This window comes from Acidisphaera rubrifaciens HS-AP3 (assembly GCF_000964365.1).
Taxonomy (GTDB): domain Bacteria; phylum Pseudomonadota; class Alphaproteobacteria; order Acetobacterales; family Acetobacteraceae; genus Acidisphaera; species Acidisphaera rubrifaciens.
In genome coordinates this window covers 1-21,979 of the sequence record NZ_BANB01000143.1, presented here as the reverse complement: position 1 = coordinate 21,979, position 21,979 = coordinate 1, and the positions used below count along the sequence as shown (strand labels likewise).

The 21,979-nt window shown below is 64.6% G+C and carries 14 protein-coding genes; 4 read left to right on the top strand and 10 right to left on the bottom strand.

The window, feature by feature from the left end:
- Positions 1-6 precede the first annotated feature (6 nt).
- From B8460_RS05385 to B8460_RS05345, 9 genes are all read right to left on the bottom strand, one after another.
- Positions 7-1,359, bottom strand: coding sequence for an ABC1 kinase family protein (locus B8460_RS05385; protein ID WP_048860553.1), 1,353 nt, complete (start codon positions 1,357-1,359; stop codon positions 7-9).
- Positions 1,359-3,200, bottom strand: coding sequence for a M3 family oligoendopeptidase (locus B8460_RS05380; RefSeq protein ID WP_084623258.1), 1,842 nt, complete (start codon positions 3,198-3,200; stop codon positions 1,359-1,361). The genes B8460_RS05385 and B8460_RS05380 overlap by 1 nt, the downstream gene beginning before the upstream one ends.
- Entirely contained in the window at positions 3,133-4,527 is a 1,395-nt protein-coding gene (locus B8460_RS05375; RefSeq protein ID WP_048860552.1) for a glycosyltransferase family 4 protein, read from the bottom strand. Before B8460_RS05375 ends, B8460_RS05380 begins: the two co-directional genes overlap by 68 nt.
- 67 nt (positions 4,528-4,594) lie before the next feature.
- A complete protein-coding gene (locus B8460_RS05370; RefSeq protein WP_084623257.1) occupies positions 4,595-5,566 on the bottom strand; it encodes a hypothetical protein in 972 nt (323 codons plus the stop codon).
- 93 nt (positions 5,567-5,659) lie between these two features.
- On the bottom strand, positions 5,660-8,401 hold the full coding sequence (locus B8460_RS05365; protein WP_148360371.1) for a glycosyltransferase: 2,742 nt from the start codon (positions 8,399-8,401) through the stop codon (positions 5,660-5,662).
- Between the two features lie 158 nt (positions 8,402-8,559).
- Positions 8,560-10,347, bottom strand: a complete 1,788-nt coding sequence (locus B8460_RS05360) for a tetratricopeptide repeat protein (RefSeq protein ID WP_048860549.1) — start codon at positions 10,345-10,347, stop codon at positions 8,560-8,562.
- Positions 10,348-10,377: 30 nt separating this feature from the next.
- Positions 10,378-11,727, bottom strand: a complete 1,350-nt coding sequence (locus B8460_RS05355; protein ID WP_052945133.1) for an HlyD family type I secretion periplasmic adaptor subunit — start codon at positions 11,725-11,727, stop codon at positions 10,378-10,380.
- Positions 11,728-11,848: 121 nt separating this feature from the next.
- Complete coding sequence (locus tag B8460_RS05350; protein WP_048860566.1) at positions 11,849-14,005, bottom strand: peptidase domain-containing ABC transporter; 2,157 nt, start codon at positions 14,003-14,005, stop codon at positions 11,849-11,851.
- A gap of 437 nt (positions 14,006-14,442) precedes the next feature.
- Complete coding sequence (locus B8460_RS05345; RefSeq protein ID WP_048860547.1) at positions 14,443-15,495, bottom strand: glycosyltransferase family 4 protein; 1,053 nt, start codon at positions 15,493-15,495, stop codon at positions 14,443-14,445.
- 194 nt (positions 15,496-15,689) lie between these two features.
- Between B8460_RS05345 and B8460_RS05340 the strand changes: the two genes are divergently transcribed.
- Positions 15,690-17,483, top strand: a complete 1,794-nt coding sequence (locus tag B8460_RS05340; RefSeq protein ID WP_048860546.1) for an ABC transporter ATP-binding protein — start codon at positions 15,690-15,692, stop codon at positions 17,481-17,483.
- Between the two features lie 93 nt (positions 17,484-17,576).
- Here B8460_RS05340 and rpsU read toward each other — a convergent pair whose 3' ends face one another.
- Positions 17,577-17,780 (bottom strand): 30S ribosomal protein S21, encoded by a 204-nt coding sequence (rpsU, locus tag B8460_RS05335; protein WP_048860545.1) that lies wholly within the window; start codon positions 17,778-17,780, stop codon positions 17,577-17,579.
- A gap of 157 nt (positions 17,781-17,937) precedes the next feature.
- On the opposite strand from rpsU, the gene def reads away from it, so the two are divergent.
- The 3 genes from def (at position 17,938) to clpB (ending at position 21,773) form a co-directional block, all read left to right on the top strand.
- On the top strand, positions 17,938-18,474 hold the full coding sequence (def, locus tag B8460_RS05330) for a peptide deformylase (RefSeq protein WP_048860544.1): 537 nt from the start codon (positions 17,938-17,940) through the stop codon (positions 18,472-18,474).
- Positions 18,471-19,097, top strand: coding sequence for a COQ9 family protein (locus tag B8460_RS05325; protein WP_048860543.1), 627 nt, complete (start codon positions 18,471-18,473; stop codon positions 19,095-19,097). The genes def and B8460_RS05325 overlap by 4 nt, the downstream gene beginning before the upstream one ends.
- 105 nt (positions 19,098-19,202) lie before the next feature.
- Complete coding sequence (clpB, locus tag B8460_RS05320) at positions 19,203-21,773, top strand: ATP-dependent chaperone ClpB (protein ID WP_048860542.1); 2,571 nt, start codon at positions 19,203-19,205, stop codon at positions 21,771-21,773.
- Positions 21,774-21,979: the final 206 nt, after the last annotated feature.

Here is a 21,979-nt window from a genome sequence, read left to right as displayed (position 1 = left end):
CCTGTCTCAAGCTGTGATGGGAACGCCTGCAGCTGCCAAGGCACTGGCTTGCCTGTTGGCCAAATCCTCCGCCCTGAAGTCATCTATCAGTTCGTGAAATAGCCGATACCAGTTGAGCTGCGCGCCGAGGCGGAGAAACACGGAGCCGAGACCGATCGCGGAGCGATCCATCAACACGAATTCTCGCGGCGGTCGTACGCCTCCTGTCCGCTTCAGACCAGCGTGGACCCGTTCGGCAACCTCTCGCCCATATTGCGGGTCGTTCGTTTCCTGGATTCTTCGGACGCGATCCTGCAGCAGCGGTTCATAGATGAACCGGGCCCATTCGTTGAGCACCGCCATCTTTTCCCGATCAAGATCGACAAATCCCCAGGTCGCATAGGCATGGTGCGCCTTGTCGTCATCGCCATCGCGTATCGCCTCGTACAGCGCGATGACCCCCTGCACGAAATGCGCGGGGAAAACCCTTATGGCCCCGTAGTCGAGCAGATTGACGGTGCCGTCCGGACGAACCTGATAGTTACCCAGATGCGGGTCACCGTGAATCACGCCGAAGCGGTAGAGAGGCACATACCATGCGTGAAACAGCGACCGCGCGATCGTGTCGCGTTCCTCCTGGCCTGGATTTTCATCGAGCCGTTTCTGGATCGATTGCCCCTCGAGCCACGTCATCGTGAGAAGCCGATGCGTGCAGTACCCGTCGACCGGTTCGGGAACGTGCACGCTCGCCTGCTGCGCGAGCATCAGCCCGTAAAGCCGCATGTTCGCCGCCTCGCGGGCGTAGTCCAGCTCTTCACGAAGACGCTCGGAGAGCTCCGTGTAGATGTCTTCCTGATGGATCGCATTATCCATGCGCTGGTAGATTGCCATCGCCAGTCGGAGCTGCCGCAGATCCGCCTCGACCGTGCTCGGCATGTCCGGATACTGCAGCTTGCAGGCGACGGCCGTTCCGTCGGTCAACGTCGCGCGATGAACCTGACCGAGGCTGGCCGCCGCGGACGCCTCGTGATCGAAGGTCTTGAACCGGGTCTGCCAATCGGGTCCGAGCTCGGCGGCCATGCGTCGGCGGACGAAGGTCCACCCCATAGGCGGCGCGTTTGCCTGAAGCTGCGCAAGCTCGGCGGCGTATTCGGCGGGAAGAGCATCGGGGATCGTCGACAGGAACTGCGCGATCTTCATCAGCGGGCCTTTGAGGCCACCGAGGATCGCCTTCAGATCCTCGGCATGGGCCGCCCGATCCGTACGCATCCCGAACACGCGCTCTCCCGCGACGCGTGCGGCAATGCCGCCCACGGCACCGGACGTGCGCGCAAATCGACGCAACTCACCAAACAGGTTGCTGCGGCCCATATCGGCCATCAGGCTACGTTCTCCAGCTCATCGATGAATCCGGCGATGACGTCGAGGCCCCGCCTCCAGAAAGCCGGGTCAGACGCATCGAGCCCGAACGGTGCGAGCAGCTCGCGGTGCCGTTTGGTGCCCCCGGCACGAAGCATTTCCAGATACTTTTGCTGAAAGCCGCGCTCGCCTGATCGAAACACGTCATACAGGGCGTTCACGAGGCAGTCACCGAAGGCGTAGGCATAGACATAAAACGGTGAATGGATGAAGTGGGGGATATAAGCCCAGAATACACCGTATGCCGGCGAGAGGTCGAAGGCTGGCCCCAGGCTGTCGCGCTGGATGGTCATCCAGATTTCGTTGATCCGCTCGGGAAGCAGCTCGCCGCCGCGTCGCTCCTGATGCACGAGGGTTTCGAACTGGTAGAATGCGATCTGGCGGACAACCGTATTGAGCATGTCCTCCACTTTTCCGGCGAGCATGATCCGCCGGCGACGAGGATCGGTTTCGTTGTCCAGCAGGGATCGGAACGTCAGCATCTCTCCGAACACGCTGGCAGTCTCGGCCAGCGTGAGGGGGGTCTGCGACAGCAGGTAGCCCTGCTCGGCAGCGAGAACTTGATGCACGCCATGACCGAGTTCATGAGCAAGCGTCATCACGTCTCGCGTGCGCCCATGGTAGTTCATCAGGATGTAGGGATGCACCGACGGAACGGTCGGGTGCGAGAAGGCACCGCTGGATTTGCCGTCGCGCAGCGTAGCGTCGATCCACTGCCGCTCGAAGAACCGTTCGCCGATCGTGGCAAGCTCCGGGCTGAAGCGGGCGTATGCGGTCAGGACGCATCGACGGGCGTCGTCCCAGCCGATCTCCCGATCATCATCCTCGGGCAGCGGCGCGTTGCGATCCCAGTGCTGCAGCTTCGGCAGCCCGAGCCAGCGGGCCTTGAGCGCGTAATATCGGTGCGAGAGGCGCGGATAGTCGGCGGTGACCGCGCTTACCAGCGCCGCAACCACATCGTCCTCGACCATGTTCGAGCGATTGCGGTAGCTGCCGGGCGTGGGATAGTGCCGCCAGACGTCAATGATATGCTTGTCTTTCGCCAGCGTGTTGGTGATCAGGGAGAAAAGCCGCAGCCGTTCGCTGAACGCCCCCTCGAGCGCGTGCGCGGCGGCTTCCCGCACCGGGCGGCTGCGGTCGGACAGATTGTTCAGTGCGTGCGTCACGGTCACCTGTTCGGTGCCGAGGGGAATACGCATCGAGGCGATGGTTTCGTCGAACAGTCGAACCCAGGCGCGATCCGTCACGTCCTTTTCGTGAAGAAAGGCCTCAAGCTCGTCGGATAGCTGGTGCGGGCGAAATACCCGCAAGTCCCGTATCCAAGAGCCCCATCGCGCGAGGGACGCGTTGGCGAGGTGCGTCTGGACGGCCGCGTCCTCCAGCCTGTTGATTTCAAGTGTAAAGAACAGCAGCTTGCTGCTGATATCCGTCACCCGCTCGGTGATGCGCTGATAGAACTGACCGGTGCCAGCATCGGTGGTCTCGGCGCTGTAGCACAGCTGAGCATATGACAGGAGTTTGCCGAGGCTCTCTTCGATACGCTGATATGCCTCGATGGCTGACGCCAGCTCGGGCGAATCCAGCGAGGAGATACGGCCCGCAAACTGTGCGCGAAAGGCCTCGGCCGCCTCGGCGGTCGTCAGAAGGTCCTGGTCGATCGCAGCGTCGTTCTGCCCGGTATACAGATCGGACAGGTTCCATGTCGGCGCGGGGGCGGAGGCGCCATGGCTTCGATCATGCGCGGCGACCGCCGGGGCGCACGGCAGGCTTGGCGCGTTTCGTCCCGTGTCCTTTGCTTGCATGTCGCGCGGCCTTTCTGGCGGGGGGGCGGTCTCCAGATGATGTGGGGGCTGGCGCCCGCGCGTCAAAGGGTTGCGGCGCGGGGCTGGCGGCCGTGTGCCCAAGATCGCCTGTTCCGACGGTTCGGGCGATCAGCCCCTCATAGGCCGCGAGATAGGCGGGCATACCCAGGTTGCGTTCCGCCCAGGCGACGGCGCCCGCGCTGAGGCGCCTCGCCAGCGGCGCGTCCTCGAGAACGGTCAGGATGGTGTCGGCCAGCCGGTCGTGATCGAAAAAGGGAGTGAGAAGACCGTTCTGACCATCCTGGATGAATTCCTGCACCGGGACCGTATCGCTCCCGATCACCGGGCATCCCATCGCCAGGGACTCGCGGAGCGACCACGACGCCACGAACGGATAGGTCAAATAGACATGGGCATCCGACCGCTGCAGCATTTGCAGGTAGAGCTCATACGGAATGCGGCCAGGGAACAGCACGCGGTCTAGGTCGAGCCGATCGCCGAGTTGATCCAGGAATAACCGCTTCCACGTCGTGCCGGCAGGCGCTGCCCCATAGCTGGTGCCGTCACCGCCGACCATCACCACGCGGACGTCCTTCCGCTTGGCCAGAAGGCGCGGCAGTGCCCGCAGCATGATGTGGCATCCGCGATAGGGCTCGAGGTCCCGGGCGACGTAGGTAACCAGCTTCTCCTCAGGGCGGATCACCGTGTCGCCTATCCTGAATTGCCTGCGGCGTATCGTCGGATTGGGTTTGCAGGTCGTCAGATCGACTCCCTCGGGCAGGATCTCGATCTTCGGGCGCGCCCAGTCGGGATAGGTCGAATGCTGCCAGACAGTCGGTGTCTGGCCGGCTTGATTGAGGCTCAATGCAAGGAGGTTTACCGCATTCTTCGCGCGAATGCGCGGGAAGTCGCCGGGGGGGACCGGAAACTCCGGATCGAAGCCGACATCGCTGTCGACCGTCTGATAGAAGAATTCGAAATAACCAAGGATGGGAACGTCGGGCCAGACGTCGCAGAGGTTCAGCAATTCGCCCCAGCCATGATGGCCGATGATGATGTCCGGCGTGAAGCCCAAATTCTTGAGGCTGGTGGCCGTGGCCGCGACGACCTCGGCGCGCCGCATGCTCAGATCAAGCTCCCGGACCGTCCAGTGCGTGGTCTCCGGAGGCGGCGCCGGCTTTCGATACGGAACTTTCCTTACGCCGTTAATGAAGTTCTGATTCGGTTCAGTTATGAACACCACTTCGTGTCGACGCTGCGCGATCAGGTGGCGGATGATGTGCAGGAACTGACCAGGAAAGTTCTGGTGTACGAACAGAAATTTCACTTGAACTCACTGCCTCATGCCGGCGCCAGGATCGTGGGCGCGCCGGGGACGGCGCGCCCACCGATTACTATCGGCCGCGCTTCGACGTGGGGCTACGGCCGCCCGTTGGCGCGCCAGCCTTCACGGTCGGCTTGGGAGCCTTACCGTCTTCGCGTGGACGGATTGTGATTTGGAAGGCTTCCAAGGGAGCCAGACTCTCGGCCTCGCATGCTTCACCACTCTGGACCGGCCCGACCACGGTGCCGTCGGTGAAACTCGCCGAATAAGTCAGCGTGTGCGTCTTTGCTGCGGCGTCGGCAAGGCGGACCCGCAACCCCAGCAGTGGCAGCGCCATCCCGCGACTTCCACAGAACTTACCGCTCGCGACCCATGGGGACAGCCAGCCACGGCCCAGGACCGCCTGGTATTCAAGATCAGCGGGCGCGATCCCGTCGACCGGCGCAAGCCCGAAGCCCTCGATCCAAAGTTTGCTGCCCCGCGTGCCGAGCCACTCTCCGAGGGCACAGCCGACGTCCCCGGTCCGTTGCAGATGCGCCACCACCGCGTGCCTGCCGGCGTCGGCCGGCGGCTGAGCGGCCGGCATACCGCTGGCTGGCCCACCCAGCGGCGCGGCATTGCTGCCCGCGTCCCCTCCGGACACCCGGACCACCTGAAGCCGTGGGGCCGCTTCCGGCCCCTGGCTCGCTGATTGATAGACGGTGACCATGATCTGCGCGGGCATGCCGGTAATACGGATGAGCGCGGCATCGTTGCCGCCGCCTAGCCAGCCGTCGGACCTGAACGTGCTGATCGAAACCGCGTCGGGCTGGCTGGCCGCTGCGGGCGGCAGCGAGATGCGCACCCCCGGCAATCCGCTGACCGGGTCCTCCGGCACCGCTCCGGGCTGCCGCACCACGCAGAAGATGCCGGGATCGAGCGTCATCAGGTGCGCCGATACCCGCAGTTCGGACACGGAGCCGGCGGCTCGTCCGGCGGGATCGGGGGCTGCCTTCGGCTCGGCGGAGGCTCGCGTCAGGACGGCATTGCCGGCTTCAGACATCAGGGGCGTCTCTCGCTGTGCAGAGATTGGGGTGGATGTGGCAGGCAGAATGCAGTCCGGTGAGTGAGCCGACGCCGGCGCTACATCTATAACTTATACATGGCCAAACTGGCGCGGGGCCGCAAGCAGCGCGGCATTGACGGCACCTGGGGCGAGGCCGAGGGGCAGTAGCAACCCGCCCCGGGTAGCCCGGATACGGTCCGCGGGCGCGCCGATGTCAAAGGCGATCGCGGGGAGGTCGGCCCGCCATATTTCGCTGAGCGCGAAGCACCAGGTTTCGGGCCAGATGGACGGAATGAAGCCGAACGCGGCTCTTTCCTGCCTTATCAGGTCAGCTGCCTCGCCTTCCCGATAAGGACCGGTCACAAAGCAGCGACCGGTCTGCAGCAGCCGGGCATCATCGATGCTGTGGCCGACAAGGACGAATGTCAGCGGCAGGCGGCGATCGGCGGCATCCCGGGCACAGTCCAGCAGCACCTGATAGCCCTTGTCGATACCGAGCGCACCCACGACGGCCACCACCAACCGATCGAGGCCTCGACCGACCGAAAGGGGACGCACGGTATCCTGTTCGTGCGGCCGAACATCGGCTTTCAGGCCCGTGAAGTGACGCTGCAGGCGCGCGGCGGCGTCATCCGACGGAGCGACGATCGCGGCGGCCCTGGCGAGGAAAGCCGCTGACCTTAATCGCAGATCGGCCGTGTCGATCGTCTCTTCGATCATACGCCCCGCATCCGCCACACAATGATCGCAGGTGCTTGCATCTGGTTCGCCGCAATAGCGACCGTCGCGTCCGATAAGCGTCACACGCGGGCACAGTAGGGCATAATCGTGAACATACACTTGAAACGGTATGCCAAGCGCGTCCCCGAGACCAAGCAGCGACGGATGATGGCCAAGCATGTGGTGATATTCGATTCTCTCAGGGCGGCAGGACCGAAGGAAGGCATGCAGCGACGACGCCTCGTCCGGAAGCCGGTAACTCAGGTCGGGAAAGTTGTTCTGCGGGCTGTCACAGATCCGCACTTCTTCATCACTTCCTGGGCGAAGGATGATGGCACGACGTCCGTCTGCTTTCGCCGCCGCCACGCGTTCGCGAAGGATGCGTTCGACGCCGCCGCCATCCGCGTGAGTCACGAAAATCACGCTTGGTCTGCGCGCGTCCGCGGTGCGGCGCCAGCGTCGCGCGTCGATGCGCCGTCGCGCGTCGAACAGAGGGTCGCGTTTGCCGTAGTCTTCGATCAGGTCGCGCCAGCCCGGATGCAGCCACTCCAGTACCCCGAGATTCCGTTCGATCAAGGCATTCTTGGTTGCGGCGAATGACGCCGATCCGGCGTGCGCGACATAGGCGCCAACCGCTGCGACGTGTCGCCAGCCCAGATGGCGCGCCCGCAGGCAAAAATCATTCTCTTCGCCGTATCCCTGCGCGAAAGCATCCTCGCGGAACAACCCCACGTCATCGAGACAGTCACGCCGTATATACATGCAGAAGCCGACACCCGTCGGGATGTCGACGACGGCGCTGCCGTTCGCGTCAGCCACCAGTGCCGCGAGGTGCATGAGCGAGGCTTCGTCATCAGGCGGGGTGGTCGGTCCGTTATCCGGATAGGTGAGTAGGGTCGCATCATTGGACAGAGGGCTGACGGTGCCGATGTCGCCGCACGAGTAGGCGGCTTTCCGCAGGTGCGCAAAAGCACCGGGCGGCGGCAGCGCATCGCTGTTCAGCAGCAGGACGTCATGGCCGGCGGCGGCGCGCATACCGGTATTGGCGGCCCGCGGAAATCCCCCCTGCGCTTTCAGTCTGACAAGCGTGACACGTGGTCGGGTCGCGAGCGTGTCGAGCAGTTCGCGAATGGCGGGGTCGCGGCTTTCGTCGTCGACCAAAATGATCGGCCAGGAGCGAGGTACGTGGCGGATGATCCTTTGAAGGCAGGCGATGACGACCTGACCGCCGTCGTGCACGGGGATCACGACGCATGCCGGGGCCCGGCGTGCGGCTCCGGTTCGTCGGCGTGAAAGATAGGTGAGCGGCAGGGGAGCCGTCACCTGACGCCGTGCCTGTGGGCGACACCGTGGTGACCATGTTCGCGCCAGATCGGCCGTCGCTCTTTGGAACATGGCGGGATCGAGCGGGCTTCCGGGCAGGTGGCTGCCGTCCTGCGCCAGGATCCGTATCGGTGCCGTATACTTGATCGTTTCGTCGGAGGGGATCGACCAGGCCCAGTGCCTATAGAGGACGTCGTTGCCGCTGCTTGCCAGTCCCGTCGGTAGGATGCGCCGCTTGCGACCGCGATCATCCTCGAGCGTCAGGACGGGGGTCGTATCAGGCATCCCCGGTTGCCAGCACCACCCCTCGATGCCGCCATCGGTCGTCGCCTTGGCAATGCCGTGCGCTCGGACAATGAGATCAAGCCGGATCGGACTGCCGATCAATTCGGCTTTCCCGTGGAATGCCGCGAGCATGCGATGGGACATCCAGTCGCGGGGAAGTCGGCGGATGGTGGCCCCGAGCCTGCGGCCGTCCAAAAGCAGTAGACGATCGCCGGCGGCCTCACCGACGACGCGGCCGGTCGCGTCGATTCCGCACCAGTGCCCGGAGGCAGACGTTGAACAGACGATGGTCGCGAGTTTGGTGATGGCCTCATCGATGGCATATTCGCCGAGCAGACGGCGGAGCGCTTCCAATGCACCGGCATGGTTTCCAGCAGCCTGGCGCGCGGCAACCAGGCACGTCCAGGCTTGCCGGACGGGCAACACGTTCGTCACTTCCTCGGCAAGGGTCGCAGCTTCGCTGGGGTTGTCATGCAAGATCGCCGTCGCCAGAGCCAGGGCCACGGCATGATCCGTGGGAGCCAGCCGGCGTGCGCGCCGCAGCCAACGCTGCGCTTCGCCGGCATCCTGTCGGGCGAGCGCTTCGGTTCCGAGTATGAATGCCTCGGTCGCTGCCCCGGAGGCGGCTTGGCGGCGCTTGTCGTCTAAAGCCGCGCGGCTGGTCAGTGGTTGACGGCCTTTTGCGTCGGCGGAGCGCTTTCATCCGACGATGAATCGAGCGCCGCGAGGTCGGCACGGACTTCGTCGACTCCCTGGGCGAGCGCCTTTTCGAACAGCAGCCGGGCCTCGACCCGGTCCACGCTGCCCGCAAGGCCACGAGCCAGATAGCGTCCCAGCATCATCTGCGCCTGCGGATGCCCCCGTTCGGCTGCCTGTCTGAACCACCGCTCCGCTTGGGTGCGGTCAGTTGGAATATCGTGGCCGCCCCCAAGCATGGCGCCGAGTGCGAACATCGCGCCGACATGCCCTTTCGCGGCGGCCTGCGAGAACAGCTCAAAGGCTGCCGTGTGGTCGCGTGCACCGCCGCGGCCGTTCACCAGCATTTCGGCCAAGGCAACCTGCGCGTCCAGCATACCGGCGCGCGCCGCCCGGGTTATCCAGGCCCGCCCCTCGGTCAGGTCCTGGGCGACGCCGCGGCCCTGCATCAGCATGCGTCCGTACCAATACTGTGCATTCACGACGCCTTGGGCGGCGACCTTCAGCCAGTGGGCAGCTTGCTTTTCGTCCTGTTCGATTCCGACGCCTTCGGCGAGGCAGACGCCGTAGTTGAAAGCGGCCACCAGATCGCCGCCTATGGCGGCCTCTTCGAACCATTGTCGTGTGCGAACGAAGTCCTCGGTGTTCGTGATCGCGCCCCGAAGGAGCATGTTGGCGAGATCGGCCTGCGCTTGCCTGTCGCCGGCCTCCGCCGATACGCGGAACCACCGGGCCGCCTCCTCCGGATCGCGGCCGACGCCGGCTCCCGTCAGATACAACAGCCCAAGTGCGCGCGCGGCGCCCTTGTGGCCAAGTTCGGCCGCGCGTGTGAACCAAATGGCGGCTTCGGCATAGTTGGGCGGCAGATCTCCCCCCCGCGCGTACAGATCACCCACGAGCGCCGCGGCTTCGCTGTCGCCGGCCAGTGCCGCGCGGCGGAGCCATGATTCGCCTTCGGAAGGGTTCTTATCGACGCCGCGACCCTCGAGCAGCGCGAGGCCCCAACGAGCCTGGCCGTTGGAGTTACCGCGCTCGGCGGCTTCGCGATAATATTGTGCCGCCGCCGCGAGGTCCCGTTCGGTGCCCACGCCGTTTTCGCTCATCACGGCCAGAAGAAAGAAGGCGGTCGGTATGCCGGCTTCGGCCGCTCGTCGCAGATGCGACATGGCAAGTTGATGCCCGGCGTCGTCGGGATTGGAGCGGGTTATCGCCATCGCGTAGCCGAGGGACCCCTGTGGCGACCCTGCCTCTGCGGCCCGCCTGTACCATTCAGTACCGGCATCGACGTCGCGCATCTCTTCCGGGCCGCTTGTCAGCAGAAATCCGAGGATTGCCTGTCCCTCCGGTGAGCCGGACTCGGCGGCAAGACGGGCCCAGTGAGCGGCCCGTTCGAAATCAGGCCGGGTTACTGGTCCGCCTGTTGCCGCGGCGGCAAACAACGTCGTGCCAGACTGCGGCGCGAAGGACAGGCCATGCACGAACATCGCCGCGAGCATTGCCTGGGCTTCGGTATGGTTCTGTTTCGCCGCACATTCCAGCCAGCGCAACGCCTCCTGTTTGCTCTGGGGGACGATCTTGCCTTCGAGATAGACGCGTCCGAGCCTGAATTCGGCCTCAGCCACACCCTTCTGGGCCGCTCGCGCCAGTAGCGGGAGGGCTTCTTTCTCGCGTCCTTTTTCGATGAGCTGCGTCGCCCGGAGCAGGGCAGCCTCCGATGAGCGTATCGCGGCGACGCGGGTGATCACGCCACGCATGCGTTGCTCCGACTCGCTGTCATCGACCGCTCAGGGCTCGCGCATCGCCTCATGCGCGACGGGCATGATGCGGCCGAGCAGATAGCCAAGCATTGTCCGCTTTCCTACTTTGATGTCGGCGGTAATCGGCATGCCTGGGATCAGATGGAACCCCGCCGGCGTGTCATGCAGCTTAATCTGATCGAGCGAAATCCGTGCACGATAGAACGTCTCCGAACTCGTCGGATCGACGGCCATGCCACCACCCCGCCCGCCGCGCCCCGACTGGGCGTCGGCGTTCGTGAAACTGTCCGCGCTGATTGTCTTCACCGTGCCGTAGGCGAGGCCGTACTGCGAATAGGGAAACGTGTCGAATTTGATCGCCACCGGATCGCCGACATGCACGAAACCGTCGTCGCTGCCGGCAATCTTACCTTCCACCTCCAGCGGGGCGTCAAGCGGCACCAGCGTGATGAACTGATCCCCGGACTGAAGCACGGACCCGACGGAGACTTTCGCGATCGTGAGGACGGTCGCGTCACGATCGGCACGAAGCTCCACCAGTTCGCGACGGAGCTTGGCCTTGTTCAGCTGCTCGCGCGCATCCGACAGCTTGCGGGCCGACTCAGCCAGCCTCTGCGCCACCTCGGCATGCCAGTTGCCTTCATAACTATCCCGCTCCGCGACCATCGCCGCCAGATCCCGCTTGGCGGACTCTGCCGTATTGACCGCGTTCTCCAGACCGCGCTGGATTTCCAGCTTGTTGTCCGTAGCCTGCAAGGAATTCAGCCGGCTCCCGACCTGCAGCCGCTCGAGGTCCTTTCGCATGTGTTCGACCTGCTCGGCGACCGCGAGACGTTGCCTGTAGGCGCCTGCGTCAGCCAGGCTCCGCTGAACGGTCGCCGCGAGCCCGTTGATTTTCTGCTGATAGGTCTCGAGCTTAAAGCTGCGTTCGGACGCTCGCTGGGCAAAGATTGCGGCCTGCAGCGAGAGATTGGGATCGGTCCCGGTATAGGTGAACGGCTTGCCTTCCACCTCCGCCTGTTCGCGGCTGACTTCAGCCTGAAGCGAGTCGACCTGCGCGGCGAGGGCCCCGACATCGGCGGCCGCGAATGTCGGATCGAGCCGCGCCAGAATATCTCCGGCACGAACGACCTGACCCTCATGCACATCGATGGACCGGACGATCGCGGTATCGAGCGGCTGAACCACGATGGTCGCCGCCTGCGAGACGACCTTACCCGGTGCGGTCACGACCTTGTCGACGGGGATCAGCCCCATCGCGATCACGCATGACGCAAAGAGCGCCGTCACCATCCACACGATCCCACGCGCCGAGCGTGGGACCGGTGCGGCGATGATGGCCGCCGACGGCGACTGAAACTCGAGGATCGCCGGCATGACGGCATGATCCTCTCGGACAGGGACAAGGCTGGTCGATCGACTACGCGCCATCGCGATGATCCAATTTGCGGTGCCGGAAGATGAACTGCGGGGCTATGCAGCTCGCAGACCGGCGTTCTCAGCCGCCGCTTTGCCCAAGGACGGGGGTCAAGGCGGCAGGTCGGCTGCCGGTGTCGGCATGGCGGTTCTGTTGCTGCCAAAGTTGACGATAGAGCGAGCATCGTTCCAGCAACACACGGTGCGGACCAAGGTCCACCATGCGGCCTCGCTCCAAGACCAAGATCTGGTCGCAATCCGTCAGCGACGACAGCCGGTGGGAGACGATCACCATCGTCCGCCCTCGCGCGATCCGCGCCAGATTAGCGTTCACGAGTGCCTCGCTCTCTGGATCGAGGGCGCTCGTGGCCTCATCGAGGATCAGTAGTCGTGGATCCGTGATCAGCGCGCGAGCGATGGCCAGACGTTGCCGCTGACCGCCCGAAAGATTGGGCGAGCCTTCCTGGATGAACGTCTCATAGCCGTTCGGCATGCGTTCGATGAATTCCTCGGCCCCCGCGAGACGAGCGGCACGCACCACGTCCTCAAGCGTAAGACCCGGGCGCCCCGATATGATGTTTTCGCGGATGGAGCCACGGAACAGAAAGTTTTCCTGAAGAACCACACCAAAACTCTGGCGCAGATGCCGAAGGTTGATTTCCCGCAGGTCAGCGCCGTCTATCTTGATGTAGCCCGAGTACTCACGGTTGATTCCCTGCAACAGGCGGGTGACCGTGGACTTGCCCGAACCGGATCGGCCGACGACGCCCAGCATCGTCCCGGGCGGGATGGCGAAAGACAAGCGGTCGAGGGCAGGCGTCTTCGTGCCGGAATAAGTGAAAGTCACGTCGTCGAAGTGGATGGCGCCGGCAAACTTCGGTCGGAGACCGCCGTGGGTCGCGTTGCTTTCCAACGGGCGGTTCAACACGGATGCCGCCTCACCGATCGCCGCAGCAACTTCCTCATAGTCGTCGATGAGACGCGCCAATCCAACGAGCGGTGCGGCGACCCGCATCGACAGCATCATGAAGGCAAACAGCGCGCCGATCTGGTAGCCGGTATTGTCCTGCATCGCCAAAAGGGCACCGACCAGAATGATGCCGATCGACATGAACCGTTCAATTGGCGTCACCAGGGTCTGCGGCCAGTTGCCGAGATACCCGTATTTGAGGCGCCATTTGCCCGCGTCTGCGACCTTGGCGTCGAACAAGGATTTCCGAACCGGCTCAAGCGCGAGCGACTTGACCGTCTTGATGCCATAGACGGTCTCGTTCATCACCACGTATCGCTCGATTTCCGACTGGATGACCCGGCCGAACATCGCCCGCATCGGACGCAGATATGCCAAAATGATCAGCATGATCGCTGCGGCGCAGACCAGGACGATCCATGACAAAGACGCATTCAGATAGAAAAGGAACGGCAGAAGCACGAGCAGCGTGATCAGATCCAGGAACGTCGTGAGAAGCTTGCCCGTCAGGAAGTCTCGGACCTTGTACACCGACGTCAATCGATGCATCGTCTCGCCCGACGGATTGCGCTCGAAATAGTCCAACGGGAGACGAAGAAGGCGGTTGAAGACGTGGAGGCTTAGCCGCGTGTCGATGCGCGTGCCGACTACGACGGTAATCAAGCGCCGCGCATGACCGATGATCGTCTCAAACACCACCGCGATCAAAAGGATGACCGACAGCAAGGTGAGCGTCGAATAGCTGTGGTGTGTGAGGACCTTGTCCACCACCGTCATCACGAGGAGGGGCGGAAAGATCGTCAAGAAGCTGAGGGTCAGGGACGCAATGGCGATATCGCGCAGCGAACGCCGCTCCTGAAGCACGAGGGTGCCGAGCCACGCGAGCGAGAATGGCGCGTCGCTTTCGGCGATCCCGCGCTCGGCTCGCAGAAGTATGACCTCCCCCGTCCAGACCTGGCTCAGACGCAGCTCATCCACCGGGATTGCGGCGTCACCGGCAGGGGCCCGCGGATCTTTGAGAAAAACGACGGACTTGTCCGCATTCACGGAGGTCAGGATACCAGCCGTGCCGTCCGTGAACAGTAGGACCAGCGGGCCTGTATCCTGCAGCCGCATGAGCTGCCGCCAGCGGAGGCGAAGCCCCCGCGCCCACATGCCGGACCCTTGAATCCACTGGCAGAGTGCCTGCGCGCTCGGCGTTTCGTCGCCCGGAGCCCGCCGGAATTCGTTGGGGTCCATCTCGGTACCGTAGTACCGGGCCGCCACCATGACGGCCAGCACTCGGGGGTGCAGGTCGGGGCCCGCCGATCCGCCGGCCTGGCTGCTCTGCGTGCTGGCGATCCCGCCCCCGCCTCCCGCGCTGGCCGAGGCGATCGGCGAGATTTCTGGGTCTGCGGGCAGTCGTCCGTCATCCATTTTGCGCTGTAGCTCCCTCGGGGGTCAGCGGTGTCACGACGCGCGCCACACCGCCAGCCGGCGCGCGCACCGCCGCTCGGGCAAGGCCGGTTAGTTGGCCCCACATCCAACCGCCACGCACTGCGTTGGTTCGATAACAGACCAGAAGCATGTAAATCAAATTAATGCAGCGCCAGTCGGGGGCGCGCGGGTTGCGTTTCTGCGGCGTGGAGCGCCGTCAGGTTGTTATGCCGTCGGCAAGTCACACTATCGTCCTCCGATGGACGTCTCTGTTTCGTCCGCGCCATCGGTCAGTCTACCAGACGCAGGCCAGGGCGGGACGCCTGAACGAGTGTTTCGTAGACATCCACATAATCCAAGGCCATTCGCCGGGCAGTGAACCGCCGGTCGAATTCGGCACGAACTGCCTCGGCTGAAAGCCCTTGCAGGCGCCGTGTGGCCGCCACTGCCTCGTCCACACTATCCACGATCCATCCAGTAAGCCCATCCTCGAGGATTTCGGGGACCGAGCCCCGCTTAAACGCGATGACAGGCGTGCCGCACGCCATGGCCTCTATGAGGACCAGGCCGAAAGGTTCCGGCCAGTCGATAGGCAACAGTAATGCCGAGGCTGCCGAAAGAAAAGCGGATTTTTCGGTCTCGGATATCTCCCCTATGAAGTCGATATCGTCACCGGCCAGTAGCGGCTTGATAACCGTATCGAAATACTCGACATCGACTTGATCCACCTTTGCTGCGATTTTCAGTGGCATACCGGCGCGCCGGGCGATCTCGATTGCCAGATCCGGCCGCTTCTCAGGGCAGATCCGGCCAAGGAACGCGAGATAGCCACGCTCGACGCCGGTAGGCGCCAGCAGGCCCTCGGGCAGGCCGTGATACACCGTGGCGACAAAATGGCCCTGCTGGAGCGGTTGTCGCTGAGCATTGGAGATGGAGACAAGGGAAACCCCCCTAAAGCAATCATAGACTGGCTGAAGTTCTGGGAGGTCCAAGCGGCCGTGGAGCGTGGTCACAAAAGGTGTTGACAGCCGCGACAACACTGAAAAAGCCCAATAATCAAGGTGTCCGTGGATGATATCGAACTCGCTCGATCGCTGGCAGACTTCCTCGATCATCTTTAGATGGGCCGCGAGGGGATCTCGCACTGACCGGTCGAGGCGGATCGCCCGCTGACAACCAGGAGTCAGCCGAGCGCTCGTCACAGAATCGCCGGATGCGAACAGCGTGACCTCGTGGCCCGCCCCGACGAGTTCCTCGGTCAGGTACGACACCACCCGCTCGGTGCCGCCGTAGGTGTGCGGCGGCACGGCTTCGAACAAGGGGGCCACCTGGGCAATGCGCATCGGTCGTCTCCGTCCGCTCTCCTTCTGCTGCAGCGTTCCGACTGCGGCAACTTTGGGGCAAACGGCGCCCTAATTCGGTGAAATCCCCCTCGTTCTATGCATCGACACCAAAGCGCATTCACGTGCGCGTGGGTCGCACAACCGGCCGGCGACGAGTCGGTTGACATGGCAGCGTTGTTTTTTGGAGACGCGATATGGCCTCCGCCAAGACCCGGATGCGCGGGAATGACGAGCTGGTGCAGAGCCCGGCGGGATTTCTTTTGCGGTATTTCCGGCGGCATCTCGTCGGACATGCCGTGATCCTCGCGTCCGTGTTCGCGGGGGTCGGCTTCTCGATCAGTTCGCAATATGCGGTGAAGCATCTGGTCGATGTCCTGATGGCCGGCCCATCGGCGCCCATCTGGGGTGCGTTTGCGCTGCTGGCCGGCCTGATCACCGCCGATAATCTCTCCTGGCGAGTGGGCGGCTGGTCGGCGACCCGCACCTTTGTTCGTGTGACCGGTGACATACGGTCCGATCTGTTCCGCCACCTTACCGGTCACTCGACGGCGTACTTCGCGGATCGCCAGCCCGGCACGCTTGCCGGACGCATCACCGCCACTGCGAACGCGATCTATCAGGTCGAAAGCGTGTTCGCGTGGAACGTGCTGCCGCCCTGCATCGCGGTCTGCGGTGCCGTGCTCGTCATGGGGCTGATCAGCCCGATGATCGCCGGCGTGCTGGTGTTGACGTCGGTCAGCCTCGGCCTGCTGCTCGTCCGTCTCGCTTCGTCCGGGCGCCGGCTGCATCACTCCTATGCCGCCGACGCTGCCGCCGTGGACGGCGAACTCGTGGACGTGATCAGCAACATGCCGCTTGTCAGGGCGTTCGGGGCGCTCGGCCGCGAGCGGGCGCGCTTCGGCAGCCTGCTCGATCGGGAGATGAAGACCCGGACAACCAGTCTCCGGTATCTGGAGCGGCTGCGCATCGTCCACGCGGTCACGACCGCGCTCATGACCGCGGGCCTGCTAGCCTGGGCGCTGATGAAGTGGCAGCAGCACGCCATCACCACCGGTGACGTCGTCCTGACCACGACGATGGGGTTCACCATCCTGCATGGCACGCGCGATCTCGCCTTGGCCTTGGTCGACTGCATCCAGCATTTCGCACGGCTGTCCGAAGCCCTCACCACGCTGCTCGTCCCGCATGACATGGTAGACGCCCCGAACGCACCGCGCCTGACCAATCCAAACGGCTCCGTCGCGTTCGAGGGGGTCAGCTTTGCCTACGGTGACGGACGCGAGGTGCTCCACGACTTCAATCTGCGGATTGAGGCCGGCGAGCGGGTCGGGCTCGTGGGTCGATCGGGCAGCGGCAAGTCCACGCTACTAGCCCTGCTGCAGCGGATCCGCGACACGGAACACGGTACGATCCGTATCAGCGGGCAGCCGATTGGCCAGATCACGCAGGAAAGCCTTCACTCGGCGATCTCGGTCGTCCCGCAGGACGTCATGCTCTTTCATCGGTCGGTGATGGACAACATCCGTTACGGATGCCCGGATGCGACGGACGAAGAGGTGATGGCCGCCGCCGAGGCTGCCGGCTGCGACTTCATTCCGCTGCTGGAGAATGGATGGCAGACGCTCGTGGGCGACCGTGGCGTGAAGCTGTCCGGCGGTCAACGCCAGCGTATCGCGATCGCCCGTGCCTTCCTGCGCGACGCGCCGATCCTTCTGCTGGACGAGGCAACGAGCGCTCTGGACAGCGAGAGCGAGATGGCTGTGCAACGCGCGCTCGACCGCCTGATGACCGGCCGCACCGTCATCGCCGTGGCGCACCGGCTTTCGACGCTGAGGAACTTCGATCGGATCGTGGTCATGCAGGATGGTGAGATCGTGCAGGACGGCGCGCCGGTGGTCCTCGAGCGGCAGGAGGGACTGTACCGGGAGCTGCTTCAGCGGCAGGCCTTCAGCGTCGGAACCGGCGATACCCACCACGAGCGCGTCTGAAGCCGGCGCACACACGACAAGCCTCCCGGACTGCTCCGGGAGGCTACCTTCCCAAGGGCCGCGAACTGATCGCGGCTCTTTTCTTATGCCTGGTCAGAAACCTTCGCGCTCAAGCCGCTTGCGCTCAAGCTTACGGGCGCGCCGAACGGCTTCGGCGGCCTCGCGGGCGCGGCGTTCGGACGGCTTTTCATAGTGGCGGCGCAGCTTCATCTCCCGGAAGATCCCCTCGCGCTGCATCTTCTTTTTTAGGGCCTTCAAGGCTTGGTCAACGTTATTATCGCGGACTAGAACTTGCACTTAGCTACTTCTCCTTTCGACTTGCGAGAGAACGAGGCGAGGTCGCCCTAAAAGCAGCGACCGTCGGCCATGCACGCATGAGGCGCCACGCTATATACCCATCAATGCGCTTATGCCACCTCTGCGGCGGCGACGGAGACGGGTTCCAGGGAAAAGCATGGCTATCTTGAAGATCGCGCGGGTCGGCCATCCGGTGCTGCTGACGAGGGCGCTGGACGTGCCTTACCCGTTCACGCCTGAGGTGACACGCCTGGTGGGCGACATGATCGAGACGATGCACGATGCGGGTGGCGTTGGGCTGGCGGCGCCGCAGGTACATGTGGCGCTCCGCTTGTTCGTCTTTCGCGTGCCGGCCGGACGTGGCGGCGATGACCCGGACGACCGACCGACCGAGGGTGCCGTCCTGATCAACCCCGTCGTCGAGCCGGTCGGAGACGATGTCGTCGAAGGGTGGGAGGGGTGCCTGTCGATCCCGGACATGCGGGCCAAGGTTCCGCGTGCCCGGCGCATTCGTTATCGCGGCATGGATATCTCGGGCGCATCTGTCGACATGACCGTCTCGGGCTTCCACGCACGGGTGGTGCAGCATGAGTACGACCACCTCGAGGGCATACTCTATCCTATGCGGGTCACCGACTTCCGCTTCTTCGGCTACGCCGACGAATTGGCGCGCGCGGGGCTGCTTTCGGCATGAACGGACCCGATGAGGCGCGCAGCCAGGCACTGGAAGCCATGCGGGACCGGGCGATCGAACAGGTCTTGCCCGCGGTGGCGACCTTCGGCTGGACAACACGAGCCCTGGCGGCCGTCGGGTGGTCGGACGCGGAGGCCCGGTCATGCTTCCCGGGCGGCGCGGTCGAGATGATAGAGGCTTTCTGCGCCCGTGCCGACCGGCGGATGGAGGCCGCCGCCCCTGGGCTGCCCGCCGAACTGCGAACGGGTGAGCGGCTGCGCGCTCTGGTCGCCGCCCGGCTTGCCGATCATCGGACGCACCGCCCGGCGGCGCGACGCGCCTTCGCGGTCTTGGGCTTGCCCGCCAATCGTGGGGCGGCGGCACGGACGCTCTTTGCGACCGCTGATGCCGCCTGGGGGGCGGTCGGAGACCGCTCGACCGATATGAACTGGTATACCAAGCGGGCCACGCTTGCCGGCATCTACGGCGCGACCCTGCTGGTCTGGCTTGGGACCGACGATCCCGATGACGAGCGGGCGCTGGCGTTCTTCGATCGCCGCGTCGCAACAACCGCGCGTCTAGGCCGCCTCCGACGACGGATACAGACGGGCCTTTCGCTCGAGAGGTGGACCCGCCCGTCTTGAGCCGGCTGACCCGGATGCCCATTTTAAGTGCAGACTGCCGGGGTTGCCGAATTCGGGGCCCGCGTTTGGCGGTCACGCAACCGTCGCCTGGGCAAAGGGACGAACATGGACATCGAACGGTTTACCGATCGGGCTAAGGGCTTCCTGCAAGCGGCGCAGACCGTCGCGCTGCGGGACTATCATCAGAGGATCGTGCCGGAGCACATCCTCAAGGCGCTCCTGGAAGATCCGGAGGGTGCCGCGGCAGGTCTCCTCCGCCTCGCAGGGGGCGACCCGAACGAGGCGCTGCGCCTGACCAATGCCGCCCTCGCCAAACAGCCGCGGGTCGACGGCTCCGGCGCCGGCCAGCCGCAACTGGCGCCTGAGACACTGCGGCTTCTCGATGCCGCGCAGCAGTCGGCGCAGCGGCAGGGCGACGAGTACGTGGCCCAGGACCGCCTCCTGCTCGCGCTCGCGGTCGGCGACAGCAGCACGGCTCGCGTGCTGCGGGAGGCGGGGGTGACCGAAAAAGCGCTGACCCGCGCGCTCGATGACAGCCGCAAGGGTCGGAAGGTGACGGCTGCCAATGCCGAGGCGAATTTCGATGCCTTGAAGAAATATGCGCGCGACGTCACCGCGCTGGCGCGCGACGGGAAGCTTGATCCCGTGATCGGCCGCGATGAGGAAATCCGGCGGACGATTCAGGTGCTGGCACGCCGGACAAAGAACAATCCGGTGCTGATCGGCGAACCTGGCGTCGGCAAGACGGCGATCGTCGAGGGACTCGCGCTGCGAATCGTCAACGGGGACGTGCCTGAGGCGCTGAAAGGCAAACAGTTGCTCGCGCTCGACCTCGGCGCTCTCGTCGCCGGCGCCAAGTTCCGCGGCGAGTTCGAGGAGCGGCTGAAGGCCGTGTTGAAGGAAATCGAAGCGGCGAATGGCGAAGTCGTGCTGTTCATCGACGAGATGCACACGTTGGTCGGCGCGGGCAGGGCCGACGGCGCGATGGATGCGTCGAACCTGCTCAAGCCCGAACTCGCACGCGGCACGCTTCACTGCATCGGCGCCACGACCCTCGACGAATACCGCAAGCATGTCGAAAAGGATGCGGCGCTGGCGCGTCGGTTCCAGCCGGTCTTCGTCGGTCAGCCGACGGTCGAGGACACGATCAGCATCCTCCGTGGCATCAAGGAGAAGTACGAGACCCATCACGGCGTTCGCATTACCGATGGCGCGCTTGTCGCTGCGGCGACGCTCTCCGACCGCTATATCTCCGACCGTTTCCTGCCGGACAAGGCGATCGATCTCGTCGATGAGGCGGCCAGCCGGTTGCGCATGGAAGTGGACAGCAAGCCGGAGGAGCTCGACGAGCTGGATCGGCGCCTGATCCAGATGAAGATCGAACGCGAGGCGCTGCAGAAGGAGACCGATCCGGCGTCCCGCGATCGTCTGGAGAAGCTCGCACAGGACATTGCCACACTCGGTGAGCGCGCGGCCGCCATGACGAGCGCGTGGCAGGCCGAAAAGGAAAAGGTGGCCGACCGGCAGCGCTTGAAGGAGCGCCTGGAGCAGGCGCGCAGCGAGATCGAAGCCGCACAGCGGCGCGGTGATCTCGCGCGGGCGTCGGAACTCCTGTACGGCGTGGTGCCGGACATCGAGCGCAAACTGGAAGCCCCTGCCGACGGACAACTGGTCAACGAGGCCGTCACGGAGCAGGACATCGCGGCGGTGGTGTCGCGCTGGACCGGCATTCCGATGGACAAGATGCTCGAGGGCGAGCGGGCCAAGCTCCTGCGGATGGAGGATGAGCTTCGCGCCCGTGTCGTCGGCCAGGAGGAGGCGCTTCGGGTGGTCGCAAACGCGGTACGCCGCGCGCGCGCGGGCCTGCAGGATCCGAACCGACCGATCGGCAGCTTCCTGTTCCTCGGCCCAACCGGGGTGGGCAAGACAGAGCTGACGAAGGCGCTCGCGGCCTTTCTGTTCGATGACGACCGGGCGATGACCCGGATCGACATGAGCGAATACATGGAGAAGCATTCGGTCGCACGGTTGATCGGTGCGCCGCCCGGCTATGTCGGCTACGAGGAGGGGGGCGCCCTGACCGAAGCGGTTCGGCGCCGGCCATATCAGGTCATCCTGTTCGACGAGGTCGAAAAGGCGCACGAGGACGTCTTCAACGTGCTGCTGCAGGTGCTCGATGACGGTCGCCTGACGGACGGGCAGGGACGCACGGTTGATTTCCGCAACACCATCATCGTGCTGACCAGCAATCTGGGCAGTGAAATCCTGGCGGCTCAGCCGGAGGGCGAGCCGGTGTCGATGGTACAGGGCCAAGTCATGGCGGTCGTGCGCGGGCATTTTCGTCCGGAATTCCTGAACCGGCTGGACGAGATCATTCTGTTCCGCCGCCTGCAGCGCAGCGACATGGCCGCGATCGTGACCATCCAGCTCGCGCGCCTGCAGTCGCTGCTCGACGACCGCAAGATCCGGCTCGATGTCGACGACGCGGCGACGGCGTGGCTCGCGCGCGAGGGATACGACAGCGCCTATGGGGCGCGGCCGCTGAAGCGCGTGATCCAGCGCAGCCTGCAGAACCCGCTGGCGGGCCTGCTGCTGGAGGGGGCGGTGCATGACGGCGAGACACTCCACGTGTCGGCGCGGGATGACCGTCTGACCATCAACGGCGCCTTCGTCTGACGTGAGCCGGGGGGACGGGGAGGGGCTGTTGGCGGCCGCTCCTCGTCGCCGGCGGCAGCGCGTCAGGGCAGCCCTGCGCAGAACGGCGGTCTCCCGGCCGTCATCGCGTTGACACGGCCCTCGGGCCCGCATAAAAGGCGCGCCTCGCAGGGCACTAACCAAACGGCCTGCCGTTCATTGACAAGTAAATCTGTATGGAAGGGATA

Coding starts and splice junctions, on each gene's coding strand:
- B8460_RS05385 (WP_048860553.1), bottom strand. CDS start 1,359: ATGGCCGATATGGGCCGCAGCAACCTGTTTGGTGAGTTGCGTCGATTT.
- B8460_RS05350 (WP_048860566.1), bottom strand. CDS start 14,005: ATGGTGGCGGCCCGGTACTACGGTACCGAGATGGACCCCAACGAATTC.
- B8460_RS05380 (WP_084623258.1), bottom strand. CDS start 3,200: ATGCAAGCAAAGGACACGGGACGAAACGCGCCAAGCCTGCCGTGCGCC.
- clpB (WP_048860542.1), top strand. CDS start 19,203: ATGGACATCGAACGGTTTACCGATCGGGCTAAGGGCTTCCTGCAAGCG.
- B8460_RS05360 (WP_048860549.1), bottom strand. CDS start 10,347: ATGCGTGGCGTGATCACCCGCGTCGCCGCGATACGCTCATCGGAGGCT.
- B8460_RS05355 (WP_052945133.1), bottom strand. CDS start 11,727: ATGCCGGCGATCCTCGAGTTTCAGTCGCCGTCGGCGGCCATCATCGCC.
- B8460_RS05345 (WP_048860547.1), bottom strand. CDS start 15,495: ATGCGCATTGCCCAGGTGGCCCCCTTGTTCGAAGCCGTGCCGCCGCAC.
- B8460_RS05325 (WP_048860543.1), top strand. CDS start 18,471: ATGAACGGACCCGATGAGGCGCGCAGCCAGGCACTGGAAGCCATGCGG.
- B8460_RS05370 (WP_084623257.1), bottom strand. CDS start 5,566: ATGTCTGAAGCCGGCAATGCCGTCCTGACGCGAGCCTCCGCCGAGCCG.
- B8460_RS05340 (WP_048860546.1), top strand. CDS start 15,690: ATGGCCTCCGCCAAGACCCGGATGCGCGGGAATGACGAGCTGGTGCAG.
- def (WP_048860544.1), top strand. CDS start 17,938: ATGGCTATCTTGAAGATCGCGCGGGTCGGCCATCCGGTGCTGCTGACG.